The organism is Trichocoleus sp. FACHB-591, from assembly GCF_014695845.1.
Classification (GTDB): domain Bacteria; phylum Cyanobacteriota; class Cyanobacteriia; order FACHB-46; family FACHB-46; genus Trichocoleus.
In genome coordinates, this window is the sequence record NZ_JACJPA010000110.1 from 17918 (window position 1) to 35840 (window position 17923).

Sequence of the window (17923 nt, forward strand, 5' to 3'; positions counted from 1 at the left end):
TAGACCACAGGAAATCTCGGTTATGGTTCTCCAACTTGGTGACGTAGTTCCCAACTTTACGCAGCAATCCAGTGAAGGCGAAATCAACTTCTATGACTGGGCTGGCGATAGCTGGGTTGTTTTCTTCTCTCACCCTGCTGACTACACGCCAGTTTGCACCACCGAACTTGGCGAAGTTGCTAAGCTCAAGCCTGAATTCGACAAGCGCAACGCTAAAGTGATCGCGCTAAGTGTTGATGATGCTGAGTCCCACAAAGGCTGGATCGGTGACATCAACGAAATTCAGAACACCACGGTTAACTACCCAATCTTGGCAGACGACGACAAGAAGGTGTCTGATCTGTACGGCATGATTCACCCCAATGCCAATGCCAAGTTGACGGTTCGCACCGTATTCGTGATCGATCCTCAAAGAAAACTGCGTTTGACGATCACCTATCCCCCCAGCACTGGCCGTAACTTCCAAGAAATTTTGCGGGTCATCGACTCTCTGCAACTGACCGACAACTACAGCGTTGCCACTCCTGTGAACTGGAAAGATGGCGATGATGTTGTAGTCGTACCTTCTATCCCCACCGAAGAAGCGAAGCAGAAGTTCCCCAAAGGTGTGACCGAAATCAGACCTTACCTCCGCATGACCCCCCAACCCGACAAATAAGCGGCTCGCGGTCAAATTAATTTCTGTAGGGTGGGCATTGCCCACCTTATTTTTTGGGGAATTTTGGCTGAGGCGATCGCCGCACTAAAACCGCAATCCTGTCACGTCTATGAGTCAAAATTTTTAAAGGGAAGCAATAGGTAAATTGAGCATGGATATTAAAAACGGATTTGTCGGCAGCGTCGGCAACACCCCCTTAATTCGGTTGCACAGCTTCAGCGAAGAAACAGGGTGCGAAATTTTAGGCAAGGCCGAGTTCCTTAACCCAGGTGGCTCTGTGAAAGACCGGGCCGCGCTATACATGATTGAGGATGCCGAACGCAAAGGGTTGCTCAAGCCTGGTGGCACCGTGGTAGAAGGCACCGCAGGCAACACCGGGATCGGGTTGGCGCATATCTGCAATGCCAAGGGTTACAAGTGCCTGATCATCATCCCTGACACCCAATCTCAAGAAAAAATTGACACGCTACGAACTTTAGGCGCTGAGGTGCGTCCTGTTCCTGCCGTACCTTACAAAGACCCCAACAACTACGTCAGGCTTTCTGGCCGCATTGCAGAAGAGATGGAGAATGCCATCTGGGCGAACCAGTTCGATAACTTAGCCAATCGCCTGGCGCACTACCATACGACTGGGCCAGAGATTTGGGCGCAAACTGAGGGCAAAGTTGATGCTTGGATTACCTCGACTGGCACAGGTGGAACTTATGCTGGGGTGGCAATGTTTCTCAAGGAAAAGAACCCCAACATCAGAGCGGTATTAGCTGACCCAATGGGTAGCGGTCTCTACAGCTATGTCAAGACAGGCGAAATCAGCTCAGAAGGGAGTTCCATTACTGAAGGTATTGGCAACAGCCGCGTTACAGCCAATATGGAAGGCGCACCCGCCGATGATGCCATTCGCATCCATGACCAAGAGTGTGTAGAAGTGGTGTATCGTCTGCTGCGAGAAGAAGGCTTATTTTTGGGCGGCTCCAGCGGAATTAACGTCGCTGCGTCAGTGGCACTGGCAAAACAAATGGGGCCCGGACATACCATTGTGACTATTTTGTGTGATAGTGGCTCCCGGTATCAATCACGGTTGTTCAATCTGGATTGGCTCGCTCAAAAAGGATTATCTCCAGAAGCGATCGCCACTGCCTAAACTATCTCCCGCCAGCCTCCTTCTATCACTTCGATGCGCTACCCGCTCTCAAGCTATAGCAACAGCCATATTGGCTAGGGGTATATTCGCCAGGGATATTTATGGGTGGCATGTGCCATCAGGTTCCCACCCACGACTGAGTAAGCTTCCGCTTGGACTTGCGACCATAAACATAAGCTGACGGATTGAGTCAGTGGAGCGGGTCAGCATAGGAGGCAAAGACATGGTGGAATCTTGGATGATTATTGGTGGCATCACCTTTTTGGTGGCTTTAGGAGCAGCTTGGATCAGACCCCGTGATACCGTCTGGGCGGTAGAGTTACAGCGTCCTTTGTGGCTCTTTTTTGAGCCTCTGATTCCGGTGATTTGGACTTTTGTGTTTAGTTGTGGGGCTGCTTCTGCCTATTTAGTGTGGGAAAAGAATCCAGGTAGCTTGCAAATGTGGCTCCTAATGGCGCTGTACCTGCTGCTAGAAGTAATTACTGTTGCTTACATTCCACTTACTCTCAGGCTGCGAAATATTAAAGCTGGTGTGGTTTTAGGCGGTATTGGTGTGGTTTTAGGAGTTTTCCTCGCTAGCTCCATTTTGTCGATTTCGGGTTTGGCAGTGCTTTTGCTCTTGCCTTACTTGATTTGGAGTCCGATTGGCACCTATGCCACATTGGAAATGATGCGGCTCAACCCTGAGGCAGCACACTAATCTTTCCGCTGGTCGATTACGGTTGACCTAATGCCCTGACACAATCGCTTCATAACTTATCTTTGCTCAGAACTGTCAGATCTGATTTGAGCCAAGTGCAGCGTGTGGCCCAGAGGAAGCTAAAAGCATGATCAAGTCTTGGATGGTAATTGCAGCCGTAACCTTTTTAGTGGCAATCGGCGGTAGTGTGATTCGGCCCCGTGATGTGAAATGGTTTCGGCGCTTACGTCGTCCAAGCTGGCTCACCTTTGAACCTGCCATTCCAGTGATTTGGGCGGTGGTTTTTGTCTGTGGCGCATGGTCTGCCTACAACATTTGGGAGCGAGACCCTGGCAGCTCAAAAACCTGGTTTCTCATGGGTTTCTATCTGCTATTGGAAATCGTGACAATTGTCTACCAGCCTCTGACATTATGGCTGCGTAACCTCACCATCGGCACATTCATTGGTGGTACTGGAGCGGTTCTAGGTTGGATTCTGGCAGCGGTAGTTGCACCCGTTTCGGCTACTGCCGCTGCCCTCCTCATTCCCTATTTAATCTGGAGCCCGATTGGTACCTATGCGACTTGGGAGTTGGCAAAGCTGAATCCAGAATCTGCTTAAACTTTTGCTTAGATAACTCAGTCAAGGGGTAGTTGGGGCCACGGCTGGTGGAGCGAAATGTAGCGATCGCGACTTTTGTTCTAAGCTGGATGAGATGAATTGGCTGGCAGACGCAATCAGCCTCGGCTTATTAAGGAGAGACCATGACTCGCGCCATAATGAAAACCGCCAAAGGCACCATCAACCTAGAGCTGTTTGAGCAGGATGCGCCTAACACGGTGAAGAATTTTGTTGATCTTGCCAATAAAGGGTTTTACGACGGGCTGACCTTTCACCGCGTAATTTCTGACTTCATGATTCAGGGTGGCTGTCCTCAAGGCACAGGCACCGGAGGTCCAGGATACAAAATCAACTGCGAAACGGCTGGCAACCCCAACAAGCACCAAGCAGGCAGCCTGTCGATGGCTCACGCTGGCAAAGATACTGGGGGAAGTCAATTCTTTATTTGCCACTCGCCTCAGCCTCACCTCGATGGCAAGCACACTGTGTTTGGCAAAACGGAAAATATGGATGTCGTGAATGCGATTCGTAAAGACGACAAAATCCTGTCCGTCAGGATCGAATCCTAGGTAAATCTTAGGTAGAAGTAGTGTCGCGATCGCCTCATGGCTTATCCAAGGAGCGATCGCCCAAGTTCCAAGCAATTCGCAAACACCTAAGCCCCCATATAATAGCTACTCGAATAGCCAAACCAAACCGTGCCCTAAAACCAACTTCTGGAGGAGGTCTGGAGGACGCAGCCGTCCTTCAGTGGGGGTTTGAGGGCAAGCGCCCCTAAGGGTTTGGTTCTAGTACATATGCCTGCACACCCAACTAAAAGATCATCGAGCGATCGCCCTCAACCCCCTCCCCCGCATACAGTCCCAAGAACAGATGGGATAAGATAACGAAGCACACGTGAACAGTAGCCAGATAGGGAAAATCCGGTGCGAGTCCGGTGCTGTGCCGCAGCTGTCAATGGAGCTGAAAATTCGGATTTAGTAGAGTGTCAGCTCTCCTCAGCCAGAACGCCTATCTGTTACCACTTCACTCACTTCCTGCGTCGCACGGGAAAGAGGATTTGACTCATGTTAACTACCAATTCAACCCTGTTGAATACAATCGATGCTGCTGCTCCAGCGGCACAACTACCGCCTCTGCCCATGCAGCGACCTTTACTGCTGATTGGGCATGGCAGCCGCGATGAAGATGGACGGCGGAGCTTTCTCGAATTTGCCGCAGCGTACCAATCTCTAGATACCTCCCGCCCCGCAGTTCCTTGCTTCCTCGAACTCACCGCTCCCTCCATTCAAGAAGGCGTTGATCAGTGCGTGGAACAGGGCTACACCGAATTTTCCGTTTTGCCAATTTTGCTCTTTGCCGCACGACATAACAAATTTGATGTCACCAACGAACTCGATCGCGCTCGTCAGCGGCATCCCCAAGTCAAGTTCCACTACGGGCGGCACTTTGGCATTACTCCCGGCATTCTAGACCTGTGGCGATCGCGCCTAGCCGAACTCGACCAACCCCAATGGAACCCCCAAGGCATTGAGCGCAAAGATACCGTCCTGCTGTTTGTGGGGCGTGGAGCCAGCGACCCAGATGCCAACGGTGATGTTTACAAAATGGCTCGGATTCTCTGGGAAGGCAGCGGCTATAGCACCGTCGAAACCTGCTTTATTGGCATCACCCATCCCCGCTTAGAAGAAGGCTTCCGTCGCGCCCGCCTATACGAACCCAAGCGAATTATCGTCCTGCCTTACTTCTTGTTTACTGGGTTGCTGATGAAGAAGATCTTTGACATCACCACACAGCAACAAGAACTGCATCCCGACATCTCCATGACCTGCTTGCCAGAAATGGGCTTGCATCCGCAACTCTTCTCCATTTTGCGGGAACGAGAAATTGAAACCCAACTGGGCCAAGTGCAGATGAACTGCGAGATGTGTAAGTTTCGCTTAGCGGCTGTCGCTAATGGTGGCGGTCATGGTCACGGGCATGATCATGGGCATGGTCACGATCACGGCCATAGTCATGAGCAAGCTCACGGGCACGATCACGGCCACGGCCACGGGCATGGTCACGGGCACGACCATCCTGTTGTTGACCCCTACGCCGAACCCGCTCAATATCACGAGAGAATTTGGCAAGTTCCCTAAAGACCTAGAGCCACTAAAGCGATCGCCAGCTAGACTCTAGAAGGTTGGTTAATGCAACAGGATGGACAAGAAGTTTCAGACTGGACTAGTCTGCTTACTCTCTTTGATGTTGGTGGTTGTGCTTTTGGTCGTGCCAGCACAGCAATCTAAGCCACCAGCGGCCCCAGCATTAACCGAGTTACGCGGAGTCTGGCTGACCAACGTGGCAAGTGCGGTCCTGTTTCGGCCTGGGGGAGTTCAGCGAGCCTTCAAGCAGCTATCTCAGCTCCACTTCAATACGGTTTACCCCGTCGTCTGGAATCGGGGACATACCCTGTATCCCAGCTTTGTGCTCAAGCGGAGCATTGGGCGATCGCAAGACCCCATGCTAACGAGTCTGCGTTTAGGCAAAGATGTCTTAGCGGAGATGGTTCAGCAGGGCCATCAACAGGGACTCAGGATCATTCCTTGGTTTGAGTACGGCTTTATGGCTCCCGCTGGCTCGGCGTTAGTGCAGCAGCACCCCGATTGGCTCACCAGCCGTCAAGATGGCACCACAGCCATTCGCTCAGATTGGGAGCAATTAGCTTTACCCAATGCTACAAAGTCGCGATCGCCATCCTGGTTGGAATTCGCTCAGCAGAAACTGCGGCAGCCGTTTGGCATCAGTCGAGTTTGGCTGAACCCGCTGCATCCAGAGGTGCAAGCCCTAATGGTAGATCTGATTGTAGAAGTCGTGACTCGCTACGATGTCGCTGGGATTCAATTGGATGACCACTTTGGGTTGCCAGTAGATTTTGGTTACGACGCTTTTACGGTTGAGCTTTACCAGCAAGAACATGGGGGTAAACCGCCTCCTGATAACCCGCTAGACCCAGAATGGATGCGCTGGCGAGCGAATAAAATTACCGCTTTGATGGAGCAGATTTTTCGCGCTGTGAAGGTGGTGCGGCCCTACTGCTTAATCACGCTATCCCCCAACTCTCAAGGATTTTCCTACAGAACCTACCTGCAAGATTGGCAAACCTGGGTGCGGCAGGGCTGGATTGAAGAACTGGTTTTACAGGTCTATCGCCAAAGGTTGTCTACTTTTGTGGCGGAACTAAAGCAACCTGCAGTGCAGTTCGCGCGTCAACGGATTCCAGTCGCGATTGGCATTCACACAGGCTCTTGGGGGCAGCCCGTCAACATGCAGCAGATTCAGGAACAAGTCCAGGCTGCGCGTGAGCAAGGGTTTGATGGTGTCTCCTTTTTTTACTGGGAGAGCTTGTGGAGCTATATTGCGCCTGAATCGCCTCAGATGCGGCGGCAAGGATTCAAAACTTTGTTTGTTGCGCCCGCTCAACCCCCCAGGACAAATCGCTAGATGGGTCATTCAACTCCCGCTCTATTTTTAGCCCAGCCTGGACAAAGGTTAGCCTACCGCTTTTGCCTGCAATGGATAGGCGGCAATATTTTAGGATTTTTGATTAGCCTTTATTGGTTAGAAGTGGGCGAAAGAGCCGCTTTGCAAGGCTTGGAAGGCGCGATCGGCGGTACTGTAATTGGTTTAGCGCAGTGGCTAGTGTTGCGACGCTGGTGTCCTCAAGCAGGCTGGTGGATCTTGTCTAGTACCCTCTGCTGGACTGTTTTAGGAGCTAGCAAGTTAGGGGCTTTGGGCTGGGTCGTGCCGCAAACCCACTCAGATTTGTTGCGATTGTTCTACGGGTTGGTAGATGGCATGAAGATGGGAGCCATACTCGGAGTGAGTCAATGGCTGGTGTTGCGGCAATGTTTTGCGGATGCAAAAGCCTGGATATTCGTCAGTGTCTTAGCTTGGGCGATCGCGCTTGGCAGTGGTTGGGTGATCGGTGGCTGGCTGCACACGATCACAGGTTTGTTTTTAGGGGAGGTGATTGGGTTAGCCTTAGTTTGGCTACTGATGGCGCTGATGACTGGAGTGGGCTTGGCTCAGTTGCTCCGAGATGCAGCAATCAAGTAACCTAACCCATTGGGGAATCACCAGGACTAGAAGAAGTTATGTCTAAAGAATTTGCTGTTGGCGATCGCGTCCGGGTAGTGACGATGCCACCCTATGTCAAGACAGCCGACCCCATGCCGATGTTGCGACCCCCCAACGTGATTCAGTTAGGGGAAGAAGGCACGATTTTGGATCGTCGCCCCGGCGGTTACTGGAGCATCCACTTTAGCGGCGGCAAGTTTCTGCTCGATAGCCAGTACATTGAATCTGCTGATGCAACTGCTAACAACGCTGAAGCTCTAGAAGCCGAAGTGATTGAGTCATCGCACACAGAAACCCTGCCTCCCACTATTGAATAAATCAGCAGGAGCGCTTTGAATCAGCTCCCCCTCCCTAGAGGGGAGGGGCTGGGGGTTAGGTTTTAAAGTGTCACCGGAACCGCGATCGCATTGACGGACGCGGCTGGCCCCACTAAAGAAACGTAAGGCTGAGTGAAGTGGCGGTAGGCGGCTTGTTGAGCAGCTTCTGGCGTGACTACGGCGATCGCTTTCTGGAACTGAGCATCAAACTCTACACCCAGCCCTAAGGTTTCGTACCAACCCAAAACTTGGGCGATTTGGGAGTTGGTTTGCTTACCGAGGGCGTATTGCCCCAACAATTTATTCTTGGCAGTCTGCAATTCTGCTTCATTCAGCGGAGCGTCACAGAGGCGCTGAACCTCGTACTGCAATCCTTCTAGGGCAGTAGCCGTATTGTCGGGAGCGGTGCCCATATAGGTAACAAACTGGGATTGGCCTAAGCGCGTCGGGTAGAAAGCAGACACCTCATAAGCTAAACCGCGTTTTTCCCGCAGCTCCACAAACAGGCGACTGGAGAGACCGTTGCCCAAATAAGTATTGAGCAGCTTCAAGGCAATGTAGTCGAGGGCGGCTTCTTCTGTGCTGGCTTGGCTCTTGGCTGCGGGAGCGAGGTAGCCCAGCATAATAATCGATTGCTGGGTTTCTTGGGCCGTAACTACCTGCTGCGGCTCTACGGGCACCACAGGTAGCGTCAGGGCAGGAATAGAACTGTCTGGCGCTTGCCAATCTCCAAAGACTTCCTGAATCTGAGCGATCGCGGCTTCTGGTGTGATGCGTCCCACCAAGCTAATCACGATATTGTCAGGGCGAAAATAAGTTTGGTGATATTGCTGCAAGTCGCTGCGACTAAGTTGCGCGACGCTCGCTGCGGTACCAATGGCAGACAAGGCGTAGGGATGGTCTTGGTACATCGCTTGCCGCAGTTGCTCCATTGCCACGGCAAACGGTTGCTCTTGCTGAGAGCGAATGCTTTGCAAGGTGAGGCGACGCTCCAGCTCTACCTCGGACTCAGGGAATGTGGGCGATCGCAGCAGTTGCCCTGCCAACTCCAATATCTCCACGAAGTCACTGGAAACGGTCTTTAAGCTCATCAAGAAGTAGTCAGTGGCTGCATCCGTGCTGAGGCCTGCACCCACCGATTCCACGCGCTCGGCAATTTCCAAAGAAGACAGCTGATCGGTACCTTTCGTTAGGACTGAAGCGACCAAATGAGATAACCCAGCTTGCTCAGGACGCTCCCAAATACTTCCGGCTCGAATGAAAATCCGAGCAGCAATAATATCGGCGGCAGGGTTCTCTACAGCGAGGATAACCATGCCATTCTCTAGCACTGTGCGATGAACTTGGCGGTTTTGCAGGAAAGGGGTCACACTTTGATCCACGAGCAAACTGATCCTTACTATGCTGGTTTGACTAAGTTTTGGCTGTTTTGATTCTGGCTAAACCGCGTAAATCGCCCCATCTAGTATCTCAACAAAACGTTACGGATTTGCTTCTGCTAGTCTAGCGGTCGCAGGATAGTGGCTGCATAGTGATAAGGAGAGAGATATTGGCTGGCAAGATGTTGCAACTCTTCTGGCTGAAAGGCTTGAATCCTTTGAGGATAAGTGACCGCAACTTGAGCTTTAGCGATCGTGTTGTAGTAGCCGTAAAGCCCTGCTAATTGCCCTGGCGTTTCGGTAGAGAAGGCATAGTCATTACACAGTAAACGCTTACAGCGAGCCAGTTCCTGATCCCGAACCGGAGTGGTTAATAGTTCGGAGAGGCGATCGCAAATAATCGCTTCCACTCGCTCCAAATTTTCTGTGTCTAACCAGACGTTAATTGTGAATAGACTGGACTCCCGTTGCAGCGAAAAACCGCTTTGAATGGCTTGCACCAGATTGCGTTCTTCGCGTAACTCCCGCACTAAACGCGAGGATCGACCATCAGCGAGCAAAACCGACAATAAATCCAAGCCGTAGGCATGCTGGAGTTGATCGACACCGGGGCCAATCCAAGCCATCATCAAGCGGCTTTGCTCTAGGCGAGGTAAGCCCAACTCTTGACGACGAATTCCTACAATCGGCGGTTCTGCTTCAATTTCACCAATGGGGCATTCGGTGCGATCGCTAAATTCACCAAAGGCTTGGCTGACCAGTTCCGTGGCGGCAGTTACATCCAAACCCCCAACGATCGCCACCGTCATATTTTCGGGCTGATAGTGGTTACGGTGAAAGCGGCGCATCGCTTCGGGCGAGTTTTGCAACAGATGGTCTTCTGTCCCCAAAACCGAGCGGCCATAAGGGTGGCGTTGATACACGCTCTCCATCAGAGCTTGGAAACCAATCCAGTCAGGGTCGTCGTAGGCTTGGCGAATTTCTTCTAGCACCACATCGCGTTCGCGGTCAAACTCCTCATTGGGAATCGCGGCATGCAGCACCAATTCGGCTAAATGGGGCAGCGTATCGGGCAGATGTTCGGCAGCGGTAGTAATGAAATAGTGAGCGTAATCATGGCTGGTCGCCGCATTGCTCACTCCACCTCGACTTTCTATTGCGTGGTCAAAGTGACCAGGAGCGAGGCGATCGGTGCCCTTAAAAATCATGTGTTCTAGAAAGTGCGCCATCCCAGACCAGGGTTCTGGCTCCGCGATCGCACCTGCTTGGACCCAGACATCTACGACGGCAACAGGCGTGGCAGCAATTTCTTGGTGAATTACCGTCAACCCATTGTCCAGCTGAAAAACATTGGCGGGAAAGTTTGAACCGACCAAAAGCTGTGACAACCTTGCTTACTTAAATCAAACTCGAAGTGAATTCGAATTAGACCATCGTAGCGCCTCATGCCCTCCAGTTTCGAAAAGCTTGATACAAATTTGTGCCTACTGCTACGAAGTCACAACAAGCCACACCAAATAAAAATTCCCCTGCCTGAAGAGACAAGGGAATTTTTTTCAAATATTTAGTTGGGCTCCCCGCAACGCCGTCTTACCTCAGTTTTTGACCTGGAATAAATCCAGGTGGGTACCTTAGCTCTAGTTTTAAGTTTCCGAGTACATGCTCGGTCTACTGCCACTAGACGCTTAAATCAGTTCCCGTATTAGCGAAGCATAGATCATAAAACATTATTGGCAGTCACCAACGTCGCAGCAGAACCTCTCACCTATTTTAGCCGCCTTGGGCGAGAACGACCAAGTTTTAACAAACGTATCTGGAAACCTTAACGCTGATACCAAATGGCTTCAACTTCTTGAGCGATCGCCAGAGCCTGCTCTCTAGGTGCCGTCTGAGCGGATAACAACACAGTGACATGACCTAATTTGCGGCCCGGACGAGATTCAGTTTTGCCGTACCAATGTACGTGGGCCTGAGGAATTTTCTCGATTTGCTGACGTTTCTCTAAATAATCGCTATGGGACTGTTCGTATCCCAATAAATTCACCATCACAGCCCCATCACTGCTTAAGCTAGGGTTGCCCAGTGCTAGACCACAAACGGCTCTTAGATGTTGCTCAAACTGGGAAGTAGCGCAGGCATCCAAGCTGAAATGACCAGAGTTATGAGTGCGAGGAGCAATTTCGTTCACCAAGATTTTGCCGTCAGCGGTGAGAAACAGCTCGATGCCAAAAACTCCGACCGCTTGCAAACTGTTGAGTAAGGTACGGGCGATCGCTTCAGCCTCAACTTGCACACTCTCAGGAATATCGGCAGGAGCCAGGACGCGCCGACAAACTTGGTTTTCTTGCTGAGTTTCCACCACCGGATAAACCGCGACTTCACCGCTGGTGCCACGCGCCGCAATCACTGCTAGTTCTCGCTCAAAGGGTACAAAGGCTTCAAGTAAAACGGGAGAGCGATCGAGTTTTTGCCAAATATCTTCTAACTCAGCTTGAGCGTGAATGATAAACGTCCCCTGACCGTCGTACCCGTGGCGACGCGCTTTCAGAACCAACGGAAAGCCCAACTGTTCTAGAGCAGTGTCATCGATTTGGTGTTCTAAAGCCACGAACTTAGGAGTCGGCAAGCCCAAGTCGCGTAGGTAAGAGCGCTGATGATATTTGTCTAGCAGCGGCACCAAAGTCGTCAACCGAGGCCGAAAGCGGGTTCCTTGGGCTTCCAACTGGGCCAATGCTTCTAAATCGACAAACTCGTTCTCAAAGGTAATTACATCGCAACGAGTTGCTAACTCTCCGGTGGCGTTTGCATCGGCCACCGCAGCCAAAACGGTATCAGCCGCGATCGCTACAGCAGGGTCAGTGTCATGAGGGGTTTGGACCACTAACTGTACCCCTAATTTCTTGGCGGCTCCTGCCATCATCCAAGCCAGCTGGCCTCCACCAATCACGCCCACTCGTTGCACTGGCTGAGATCCCGACTGATAAGCAGACATAGGTTCTGAAACGTTGGAAGATAAACAGTCAGGGGTGGGCGGTGAAACCATGAGCGTGCCGAGTTTAAGGTAGCAATCCGCTATATTACGCTAAAATCAGCCACTCTTAGCGTCAACTACAGTCACTCAATTCAAGATAGTTAAACCTGGCTTCCTCGGTTCTATAAGGCAACGATGTCCCATGCCACAAATTCTGATTCTTCTCTACAGTCAATCACTTCAAATATTGGTCAAATTATTTGTCAAGTTGACGGGTAGAGGTGGCGGAAAATTCGTTCGATTTCTACCGAAATCTCAGCAGCATTTAGTCAAAAACTACGCGGGAAATTTCCAGTTGCAGGTAGATACGACCTACCCCATTGAGGCATCGGTTTGGTTAGCAAGTACTTATGACCCTACTACCACTCGATTCCTACAACAAGTGCTCCGAGTAGATGATGTTTTTCTCGATATTGGCGCGAACTGTGGTGCCATTACGTTAGTCGCCGCTAGCATCATTGAAACAGGTAAAATCTATGCTTTTGAACCAGGTCCAATCATTCGATCGCGCCTCCAAACCAATCTAGATCTGAACCCTAGCTTGAAAGATATTGTTCAGGTTGTACCGCTAGGTTTAGGTCAGCAGCGATGTCAGCTTTCCTATTTTGAAGATCAAACTTATCGAGGCAATGGTGGGTTATTTCAAAACGACCAAGGCACAACCGTGGAAGTTTTGCCTCTGGATGAATGGGTGGCGCAAGAAAAACCAAAAAAAGTAGATGTGATTAAGCTAGATGTTGAGGGGATGGAGTATGACGTACTGCTGGGTAGTAAAACAGTTTTAACGTCTTACCACCCAATTATTTACTTTGAAACACTGCCTGGTTTCTTTGGCAATAAGCCCTACAGCATCCGCACAATTTATGAGTTTTTAACGAGCTTAGGGTATGTAATTGTCGGCCCTAGAAAGCCTTATGCTCCTATTTCTTTGGATGGACCCTATCCCGCTAATTCAGTTGCGATTCATCCTACCCAAATGTACCGCCTAGAGCAATCGAATTAGATATCCTGTAGGGCGCTGTGAGCGCTAGTCTCACCTACCGTATTGAGCAAAAATTTGTGCGATTGATGCCTGTGAGTTCATGCGTTACGGCTACGCCTAACACATGCTACCGATCTATTGGCAACCTAAAGAATCGCGAGTGGCTGTGCCTGTGGTTGGGTTCACACCACTAGCTTGCTCACACAATTTTTTGACCTGAGCGCCATCCAGCAAAGCATCACTAAAATCAGCTCCAGTAATGTCGGTGTCCTCAAAAGTAGAGCGGAACAAAATGGCATCTGTCAAAACTGCATCTTTGAGGCTAGCCCGCTTGAAAGTGACTTGATCCATCATGGCGCTGCTCAAGTTAGCATTTTGCAAATTAGTTTCAGTCATTACCGAGGCACTAAATACCGCACCCCGCAAGTTAGCATTCACAAAGTTAGCAGTCGCGAGATTGGTGTTGGAAAATTCGGCCACCTGCAAGTTTTGGCCCGAAAAATCTCGTCCACGCAACTCCGCATTGCTGTAGGACGGAGGTGGGGCATATTGGCTGAGGGCGATCGCGCTTAGCTGCCCGCTCCAAACCAGAAACGCCAATACAAATGCAGCGAGATACCGAAAGATCATAAAAATTTCGATGTCACATCAATGTCAAACCTATAGTTAGTAGAGTAGTCGCATTCAGGCAAGTTTATGCCCCAATTTCTCTTAACTTGGTTGGTGACAGCCTTAGCGCTGCTAGTGACAGCTTATTTCGTCCCCGGTTTTGTGTTGACAGGGTTTGTGGCAGCAGCGATCGCGGCGGTGGTTTTGGGCTTAGTCAATGCGATCGTGCGACCGATTTTGCTGTTCTTCACCTTGCCGTTGACAATTTTGACGCTGGGGTTGTTTTTGTTTGTGGTCAATGCTCTCTCCATCTGGATCGTGGCCGCTCTGACCCCCGGTTTTGACATCACTGGTTTTATTCCCGCGCTGTTCGGCTCCATTGTCCTGACGATCGCCACCACTGTATTAGGTTGGTTTGCTAGGGCGATTGATTAGGTTCTGCATCGGGTGTAAACCCTAAGTAGCCACGTGGAGTAATCATCCAGTCGGCATAGGTGCGAGTGCTAGCATTGCCAATTAAAACTGTGGTCAGCATATCAATCGGTGCTTCTAGCAGTTCGCCTAGCGTTGTGAGCGTAATTTGCTCATCTTCGCGGTAGGCCGATCGCACCAAAGCGACTGGGGTACTAGGATCACGGTGCTGCAAGAAAATTTGTTGGGCGATCGCGATCTGCTCGGTACGGGTTTTTGAGCGCGGGTTATAGAGAGCGGTAACAAAATCCGCTTGGGCCGCAGCATTTAAGCGCTTTTCAATCATGACCCAAGGCGTCAGCAAGTCGCTAAGGCTGATGGCGCAAAAATCGTGCATTAAGGGTGTGCCCACCCGCGAGGCAGCGGCTTGGAGAGCGGTAATCCCCGGAAACACTCGCACCGCTGGCGTTTTACCGTCCCAATCTTGGGCGCGCAGTTCCTCTAAAACCAGGCCTGCCATGCCATAAATGCCAGAATCTCCCGACGAAATTACAGCGACGGTTAAGCCCCAGTTTGCCAATTCGATCGCCCGCTGTGCCCGTTGACGTTCCTGAGTGATCGGCAAAGCTTCCACAATTTGCCCTAGACGCAGCAACGGCTTGACAAGGTCTACATACAGCGAATATCCAATCACTACATCCGCTTGGGCGATCGCAGTTTGGGCAGCTGGAGTAATTTGTTCTAGTTGTCCGGGACCAATCCCGACTAGCCACAATTTTCCGCTGCGGCCTGTATATTCTTGCTCAGCCTGAGCGATCGCGATCGTCACTGCTCCTGGTTGATCTGCTGCCCGAATAATTTGTTTAGTAACCCTTAGGGACACCGCTTGCTGCTCTGTTTCTAGGTCAGGTGCAGAGAGGGCAGGCACAAGACCGGCCCCTACGAGAGCGGCGGCTTCAGCGACGCTAGGGGTGCCCACTTCGGCGGCAACTACTTCTGAGGGAGTCGGCACTGGCACTGATTTTAGTTGCTCGGCAGAGAAACAACGCAGAGGCCACTGGCGATCGCGACACAGCTCGACCAAACCCACTTCATCGGCTTTGAGGTCTAGCGTTGCGATTCCAGCGATCGCGGCTTCGGCCAACTGGTGAGCTTGGCAAAGTTGCTGAATCGCGCTTTCGATCAACTGGCGAGGGGTGCCTCGTTCACAGCCAATTCCTACCCATAGAACTTTCGGATGCCATTGGACTTCTGGCATATCGGACTCTGAAGTGAATTGCCGCTCGGACGCACTAATCCAAACCCTAGCTTTCGGAGTAGCTGGTTGAATTGGAGCCGTCGCAGTCTCTTCCGACTCATTGAATTGAAATGGATGCTCCGAGGGTAGGTGATGTTGCCAGAGAGCGGTTCCTGCTTCTTGAATTACTTGCACCGAGTCTTGACGAGCGATCGCGGCACTCACGCCTGTCCAATCTCCTTCGCCTTTCTGCCAACCAAACGGCACGCCTAAAACATCGATTCCCGGTAGCTGTAAACGGTTGGCGGCACCTGTCAAGACTGGAGTGGCGTTGATTTGTAAGGCGATCGCTTGGGTCAGGCGATCGGCTCCTCCTTGATGCCCACTGCATAAGCTAATGACAAATTGCCCCGCTTCGTCTACCACCACCACGGCTGGATCAGTAGACTTGTGCTGCAACAAAGGCGCAATCAAGCGCACCACTGCACCTGTGGCTAGACAAAACACAAACCCTTGGTACTGCGACCACAACTGAGCCACCCGTTCTTTGAGCGAACCAGAATAAATCTTCGAGTCAAGATTTTGGGCTTGAGCTAATTCGCCTAAAGATTCTGGCACCCAGAGGGTGATGGGCTGAGTTTGGCACAGGGCCGCTAGTTTTTTGAGGCCAGCGGGAGTCGTGGCGATCGCGGCCAACGGTTGAAAGTCTTGAAACGGTGAAGAACTCAAAGTGTTGTTAGTCGTAGTCAAAATTAAAAAGGAAATGGCAAAAAATTAGGGGAATAAAAACCGCCCAACAACAAAGTTAGGCGGTGATTGAAACAAACCGAAGCACTGTCTAGCGCCAGTCTGCCAGGTTAAAAACCAGTGTTAGTTTTTGCGACGGGCACCTGACTTGACAGGACAGGTTTGATGTAGCCTGTCACACCCTGGGTGCTGCCAGGAGTATTAGAAATGGCCGATTGCAGAATTTGAGAATGGGTGACCGAGTCATTAGCCAGCGTAAACAGAGGATTGGAGAGGATTCCAGCTAGAGAGGTGGCAACCAAGGACAGCACAAGACCCACTTGCAGAGGTCGCATTCCAGGCAAGTTCCAGGTGATGGCAGGGTAGTTCTTGACCACATCCGACATTTCCTGAGGTTCTTTCACCACCATCATCCGCACCACGCGAATGTAGTAGTAGATCGAGATCACGGTTGTGACCAAGCCTGCCAAAACTAATCCGTAAGCCCCAGCGCGCCAGCCTGCCCAGAACAGGTAAAGCTTACCAAAGAAGCCAGCCAAGGGAGGAATGCCACCCAACGATAGCAAACAGACACTCAGCCCCAAAGTGAGTAACGGATCTTTTTGGTACAAACCAGAGTATTCGCTGATTTGGTCGGTGCCAGTACGGAGGGAGAACAGAATCACGCAGGTGAAAGCTCCCAAGTTCATGAACAGGTAGACCAGCAGGTAGAACACCATACTGGCGTAACCCGCATCAGTCCCAGAAACCAAACCGATCATGACGAAACCTGCTTGCCCAATGGAGGAGTAGGCGAGCATCCGCTTCATGCTAGTTTGCGCCAAGGCTACGACGTTGCCTAAGACCATACTAAGGATGGCGAGCGCGGTGAAGACAAACTTCCACTCGTGGGTCAGCATTGGGAAAGCCGTTACCAAGAGCCGAATTGCTAGGGCAAAGCCAGCCGCCTTAGAGCCGACCGACAGAAAGGCCACCACTGGAGTGGGTGAACCTTCGTAAACGTCGGGAGTCCATTGGTGGAAGGGCACCGCCGCGATTTTGAAAGCGATCCCGGCAATCGCAAACACCAAAGCAATCACCAGACCGATCGACTGACCTGTGGGATCAGTCACGATATGAGCCGCGATCTCAGTTAGGCGAGTTTCACCCCCCGACAATCCATACAGCAATGACACGCCGTAGAGGAAAATTGCCGAGCTAGAAGCACCAATCAGCAAATATTTCAGGGCCGCTTCGTTAGAGCGGGGATCGCGCTTCATGTACCCAGTGAGTAGATAGGAAGCGATACTGAGCGTTTCTAGGGAGACAAATACCATCACCAACTCGTCTGCACCAGAGAGGAACATGCCCCCTACTGTTGCGGTGAGCAGAATGGTAATAAATTCTGCTAGAGAGGTGCCCGATTGCTCCACGTAGCGGATCGACATCAGGATGGTCACAGCGGCAGACAGCGCAATGATGCCCCGGAAGACGACACTCAGGGCATCGCCGTTAAAACCGCCCAGGAAAGAAATCGGGTCGGTGATTTCCCATTGAAAGTAGAGAGCAGCCGTAGCACTGAGCAGCCCCGCGATCGCTAAATAAGGAGTCCAGCGGGAGGCAGCACGTCCAGCAATCAAGTCACCGACCAGCACCGAGAGCAGCGTCACGATGACAATACCCTCTGGTACGATCGTCCCCGCATTCAACTGGGCTGCAAGATTAGCAAAATCCATAGGGGTTCGACAGACTAAACAGCACTAAAGAACAATAAAAAGTCAGGCCAGTGAGTCATCCATTGATGCTTTCCAGCAGTTGAACCACCCTCAAGCAGTAATTTGGGCCTTTAACCTGTGATCTTATCGCGCTATCTTCGCGCTTACGCTTATTTTGAATCAGTATTTGTTCCTAGACCAACGGCTACCAGCTCAAAGCGATCGCAGTTAAAGTTTTAACATTTGTTCATAAACTCCAAGAACGCCAGAATTTTTGCCCCTAGCTGGCTCTGT

17 protein-coding genes, 1 other RNA gene and 1 riboswitch are annotated in these 17923 nt (G+C 51.2%); of the genes, 11 read left to right on the forward strand and 7 right to left on the reverse strand.

The window, feature by feature from the left end:
• Nucleotides 1–22 precede the first annotated feature (22 nt).
• The 9 genes from H6F90_RS23480 to sipA all read left to right on the forward strand — a co-directional run bounded on the left by H6F90_RS23480 (nt 23) and on the right by sipA (nt 7539).
• Nucleotides 23–658, forward strand: a complete 636-nt coding sequence (locus H6F90_RS23480) for a peroxiredoxin (protein WP_190434103.1) — start codon at nt 23–25, stop codon at nt 656–658.
• 151 nt (nt 659–809) lie between these two features.
• Entirely contained in the window at nt 810–1799 is a 990-nt protein-coding gene (locus H6F90_RS23485) for a cysteine synthase A (RefSeq protein ID WP_190554548.1), read from the forward strand.
• 223 nt (nt 1800–2022) lie between these two features.
• The gene (locus tag H6F90_RS23490; RefSeq protein WP_190554549.1) at nt 2023–2499 is read left to right on the forward strand and encodes a tryptophan-rich sensory protein; all 477 of its coding nucleotides are present in this window, start codon (nt 2023–2025) and stop codon (nt 2497–2499) included.
• A gap of 127 nt (nt 2500–2626) precedes the next feature.
• Nucleotides 2627–3100 (forward strand): TspO/MBR family protein, encoded by a 474-nt coding sequence (locus H6F90_RS23495; protein ID WP_190434095.1) that lies wholly within the window; start codon nt 2627–2629, stop codon nt 3098–3100.
• Nucleotides 3101–3243: 143 nt separating this feature from the next.
• The gene (locus H6F90_RS23500) at nt 3244–3669 is read left to right on the forward strand and encodes a peptidylprolyl isomerase (RefSeq protein WP_190554550.1); all 426 of its coding nucleotides are present in this window, start codon (nt 3244–3246) and stop codon (nt 3667–3669) included.
• A gap of 301 nt (nt 3670–3970) precedes the next feature.
• Nucleotides 3971–4134: riboswitch (cobalamin riboswitch) on the forward strand.
• 33 nt (nt 4135–4167) lie between these two features.
• The gene (locus tag H6F90_RS23505; protein ID WP_190554551.1) at nt 4168–5241 is read left to right on the forward strand and encodes a sirohydrochlorin chelatase; all 1074 of its coding nucleotides are present in this window, start codon (nt 4168–4170) and stop codon (nt 5239–5241) included.
• Between the two features lie 61 nt (nt 5242–5302).
• Nucleotides 5303–6586 (forward strand): glycoside hydrolase family 10 protein, encoded by a 1284-nt coding sequence (locus H6F90_RS23510; RefSeq protein ID WP_190554552.1) that lies wholly within the window; start codon nt 5303–5305, stop codon nt 6584–6586.
• Nucleotides 6587–7201: a hypothetical protein gene (locus tag H6F90_RS23515; RefSeq protein WP_190554553.1), complete on the forward strand. Its 615-nt coding sequence runs from the start codon at nt 6587–6589 to the stop codon at nt 7199–7201.
• A 38-nt stretch (nt 7202–7239) separates the two neighbouring features.
• Entirely contained in the window at nt 7240–7539 is a 300-nt protein-coding gene (gene sipA / locus H6F90_RS23520; protein WP_190554554.1) for a regulatory protein SipA, read from the forward strand.
• A gap of 62 nt (nt 7540–7601) precedes the next feature.
• Here sipA and H6F90_RS23525 read toward each other — a convergent pair whose 3' ends face one another.
• The 4 genes from H6F90_RS23525 to H6F90_RS23540 all read right to left on the reverse strand — a co-directional run bounded on the left by H6F90_RS23525 (nt 7602) and on the right by H6F90_RS23540 (nt 11910).
• Nucleotides 7602–8921, reverse strand: a complete 1320-nt coding sequence (locus tag H6F90_RS23525) for a M16 family metallopeptidase (protein WP_370588076.1) — start codon at nt 8919–8921, stop codon at nt 7602–7604.
• Between the two features lie 116 nt (nt 8922–9037).
• Nucleotides 9038–10294, reverse strand: coding sequence for a pitrilysin family protein (locus H6F90_RS23530; RefSeq protein WP_199296126.1), 1257 nt, complete (start codon nt 10292–10294; stop codon nt 9038–9040).
• Nucleotides 10295–10488: 194 nt separating this feature from the next.
• Nucleotides 10489–10676, reverse strand: a non-coding RNA gene (ssrS, locus tag H6F90_RS23535) — 6S RNA.
• A 64-nt stretch (nt 10677–10740) separates the two neighbouring features.
• Entirely contained in the window at nt 10741–11910 is a 1170-nt protein-coding gene (locus H6F90_RS23540; protein WP_199296127.1) for a 5-(carboxyamino)imidazole ribonucleotide synthase, read from the reverse strand.
• Nucleotides 11911–12091: 181 nt separating this feature from the next.
• Between H6F90_RS23540 and H6F90_RS23545 the strand changes: the two genes are divergently transcribed.
• Nucleotides 12092–12952 (forward strand): FkbM family methyltransferase, encoded by an 861-nt coding sequence (locus H6F90_RS23545; RefSeq protein ID WP_190554556.1) that lies wholly within the window; start codon nt 12092–12094, stop codon nt 12950–12952.
• A 114-nt stretch (nt 12953–13066) separates the two neighbouring features.
• Here H6F90_RS23545 and H6F90_RS23550 read toward each other — a convergent pair whose 3' ends face one another.
• Nucleotides 13067–13561: a pentapeptide repeat-containing protein gene (locus tag H6F90_RS23550; protein ID WP_190554557.1), complete on the reverse strand. Its 495-nt coding sequence runs from the start codon at nt 13559–13561 to the stop codon at nt 13067–13069.
• Between the two features lie 66 nt (nt 13562–13627).
• Between H6F90_RS23550 and H6F90_RS23555 the strand changes: the two genes are divergently transcribed.
• The gene (locus H6F90_RS23555) at nt 13628–13975 is read left to right on the forward strand and encodes a phage holin family protein (protein WP_190434076.1); all 348 of its coding nucleotides are present in this window, start codon (nt 13628–13630) and stop codon (nt 13973–13975) included.
• Here the strand turns inward: H6F90_RS23555 and cobJ are convergent.
• Both cobJ and H6F90_RS23565 read right to left on the reverse strand, forming a co-directional pair.
• The gene (cobJ, locus tag H6F90_RS23560) at nt 13959–15938 is read right to left on the reverse strand and encodes a precorrin-3B C(17)-methyltransferase (RefSeq protein ID WP_242024608.1); all 1980 of its coding nucleotides are present in this window, start codon (nt 15936–15938) and stop codon (nt 13959–13961) included. The two genes, H6F90_RS23555 and cobJ, sit on opposite strands and share 17 nt — an antisense overlap.
• Nucleotides 15939–16045: 107 nt before the next feature.
• Entirely contained in the window at nt 16046–17650 is a 1605-nt protein-coding gene (locus H6F90_RS23565; RefSeq protein ID WP_190554558.1) for an NAD(P)H-quinone oxidoreductase subunit N, read from the reverse strand.
• Nucleotides 17651–17923 lie beyond the last annotated feature (273 nt).

Coding starts and splice junctions, on each gene's coding strand:
- H6F90_RS23555 (WP_190434076.1), top strand. CDS start 13,628: ATGCCCCAATTTCTCTTAACTTGGTTGGTGACAGCCTTAGCGCTGCTA.
- H6F90_RS23495 (WP_190434095.1), top strand. CDS start 2,627: ATGATCAAGTCTTGGATGGTAATTGCAGCCGTAACCTTTTTAGTGGCA.
- H6F90_RS23500 (WP_190554550.1), top strand. CDS start 3,244: ATGACTCGCGCCATAATGAAAACCGCCAAAGGCACCATCAACCTAGAG.
- sipA (WP_190554554.1), top strand. CDS start 7,240: ATGTCTAAAGAATTTGCTGTTGGCGATCGCGTCCGGGTAGTGACGATG.
- H6F90_RS23515 (WP_190554553.1), top strand. CDS start 6,587: ATGGGTCATTCAACTCCCGCTCTATTTTTAGCCCAGCCTGGACAAAGG.
- H6F90_RS23490 (WP_190554549.1), top strand. CDS start 2,023: ATGGTGGAATCTTGGATGATTATTGGTGGCATCACCTTTTTGGTGGCT.
- H6F90_RS23540 (WP_199296127.1), bottom strand. CDS start 11,910: ATGTCTGCTTATCAGTCGGGATCTCAGCCAGTGCAACGAGTGGGCGTG.
- H6F90_RS23480 (WP_190434103.1), top strand. CDS start 23: ATGGTTCTCCAACTTGGTGACGTAGTTCCCAACTTTACGCAGCAATCC.
- H6F90_RS23505 (WP_190554551.1), top strand. CDS start 4,168: ATGTTAACTACCAATTCAACCCTGTTGAATACAATCGATGCTGCTGCT.
- H6F90_RS23510 (WP_190554552.1), top strand. CDS start 5,303: ATGGACAAGAAGTTTCAGACTGGACTAGTCTGCTTACTCTCTTTGATG.
- H6F90_RS23545 (WP_190554556.1), top strand. CDS start 12,092: ATGCCACAAATTCTGATTCTTCTCTACAGTCAATCACTTCAAATATTG.
- H6F90_RS23565 (WP_190554558.1), bottom strand. CDS start 17,650: ATGGATTTTGCTAATCTTGCAGCCCAGTTGAATGCGGGGACGATCGTA.
- H6F90_RS23550 (WP_190554557.1), bottom strand. CDS start 13,561: ATGATCTTTCGGTATCTCGCTGCATTTGTATTGGCGTTTCTGGTTTGG.
- H6F90_RS23485 (WP_190554548.1), top strand. CDS start 810: ATGGATATTAAAAACGGATTTGTCGGCAGCGTCGGCAACACCCCCTTA.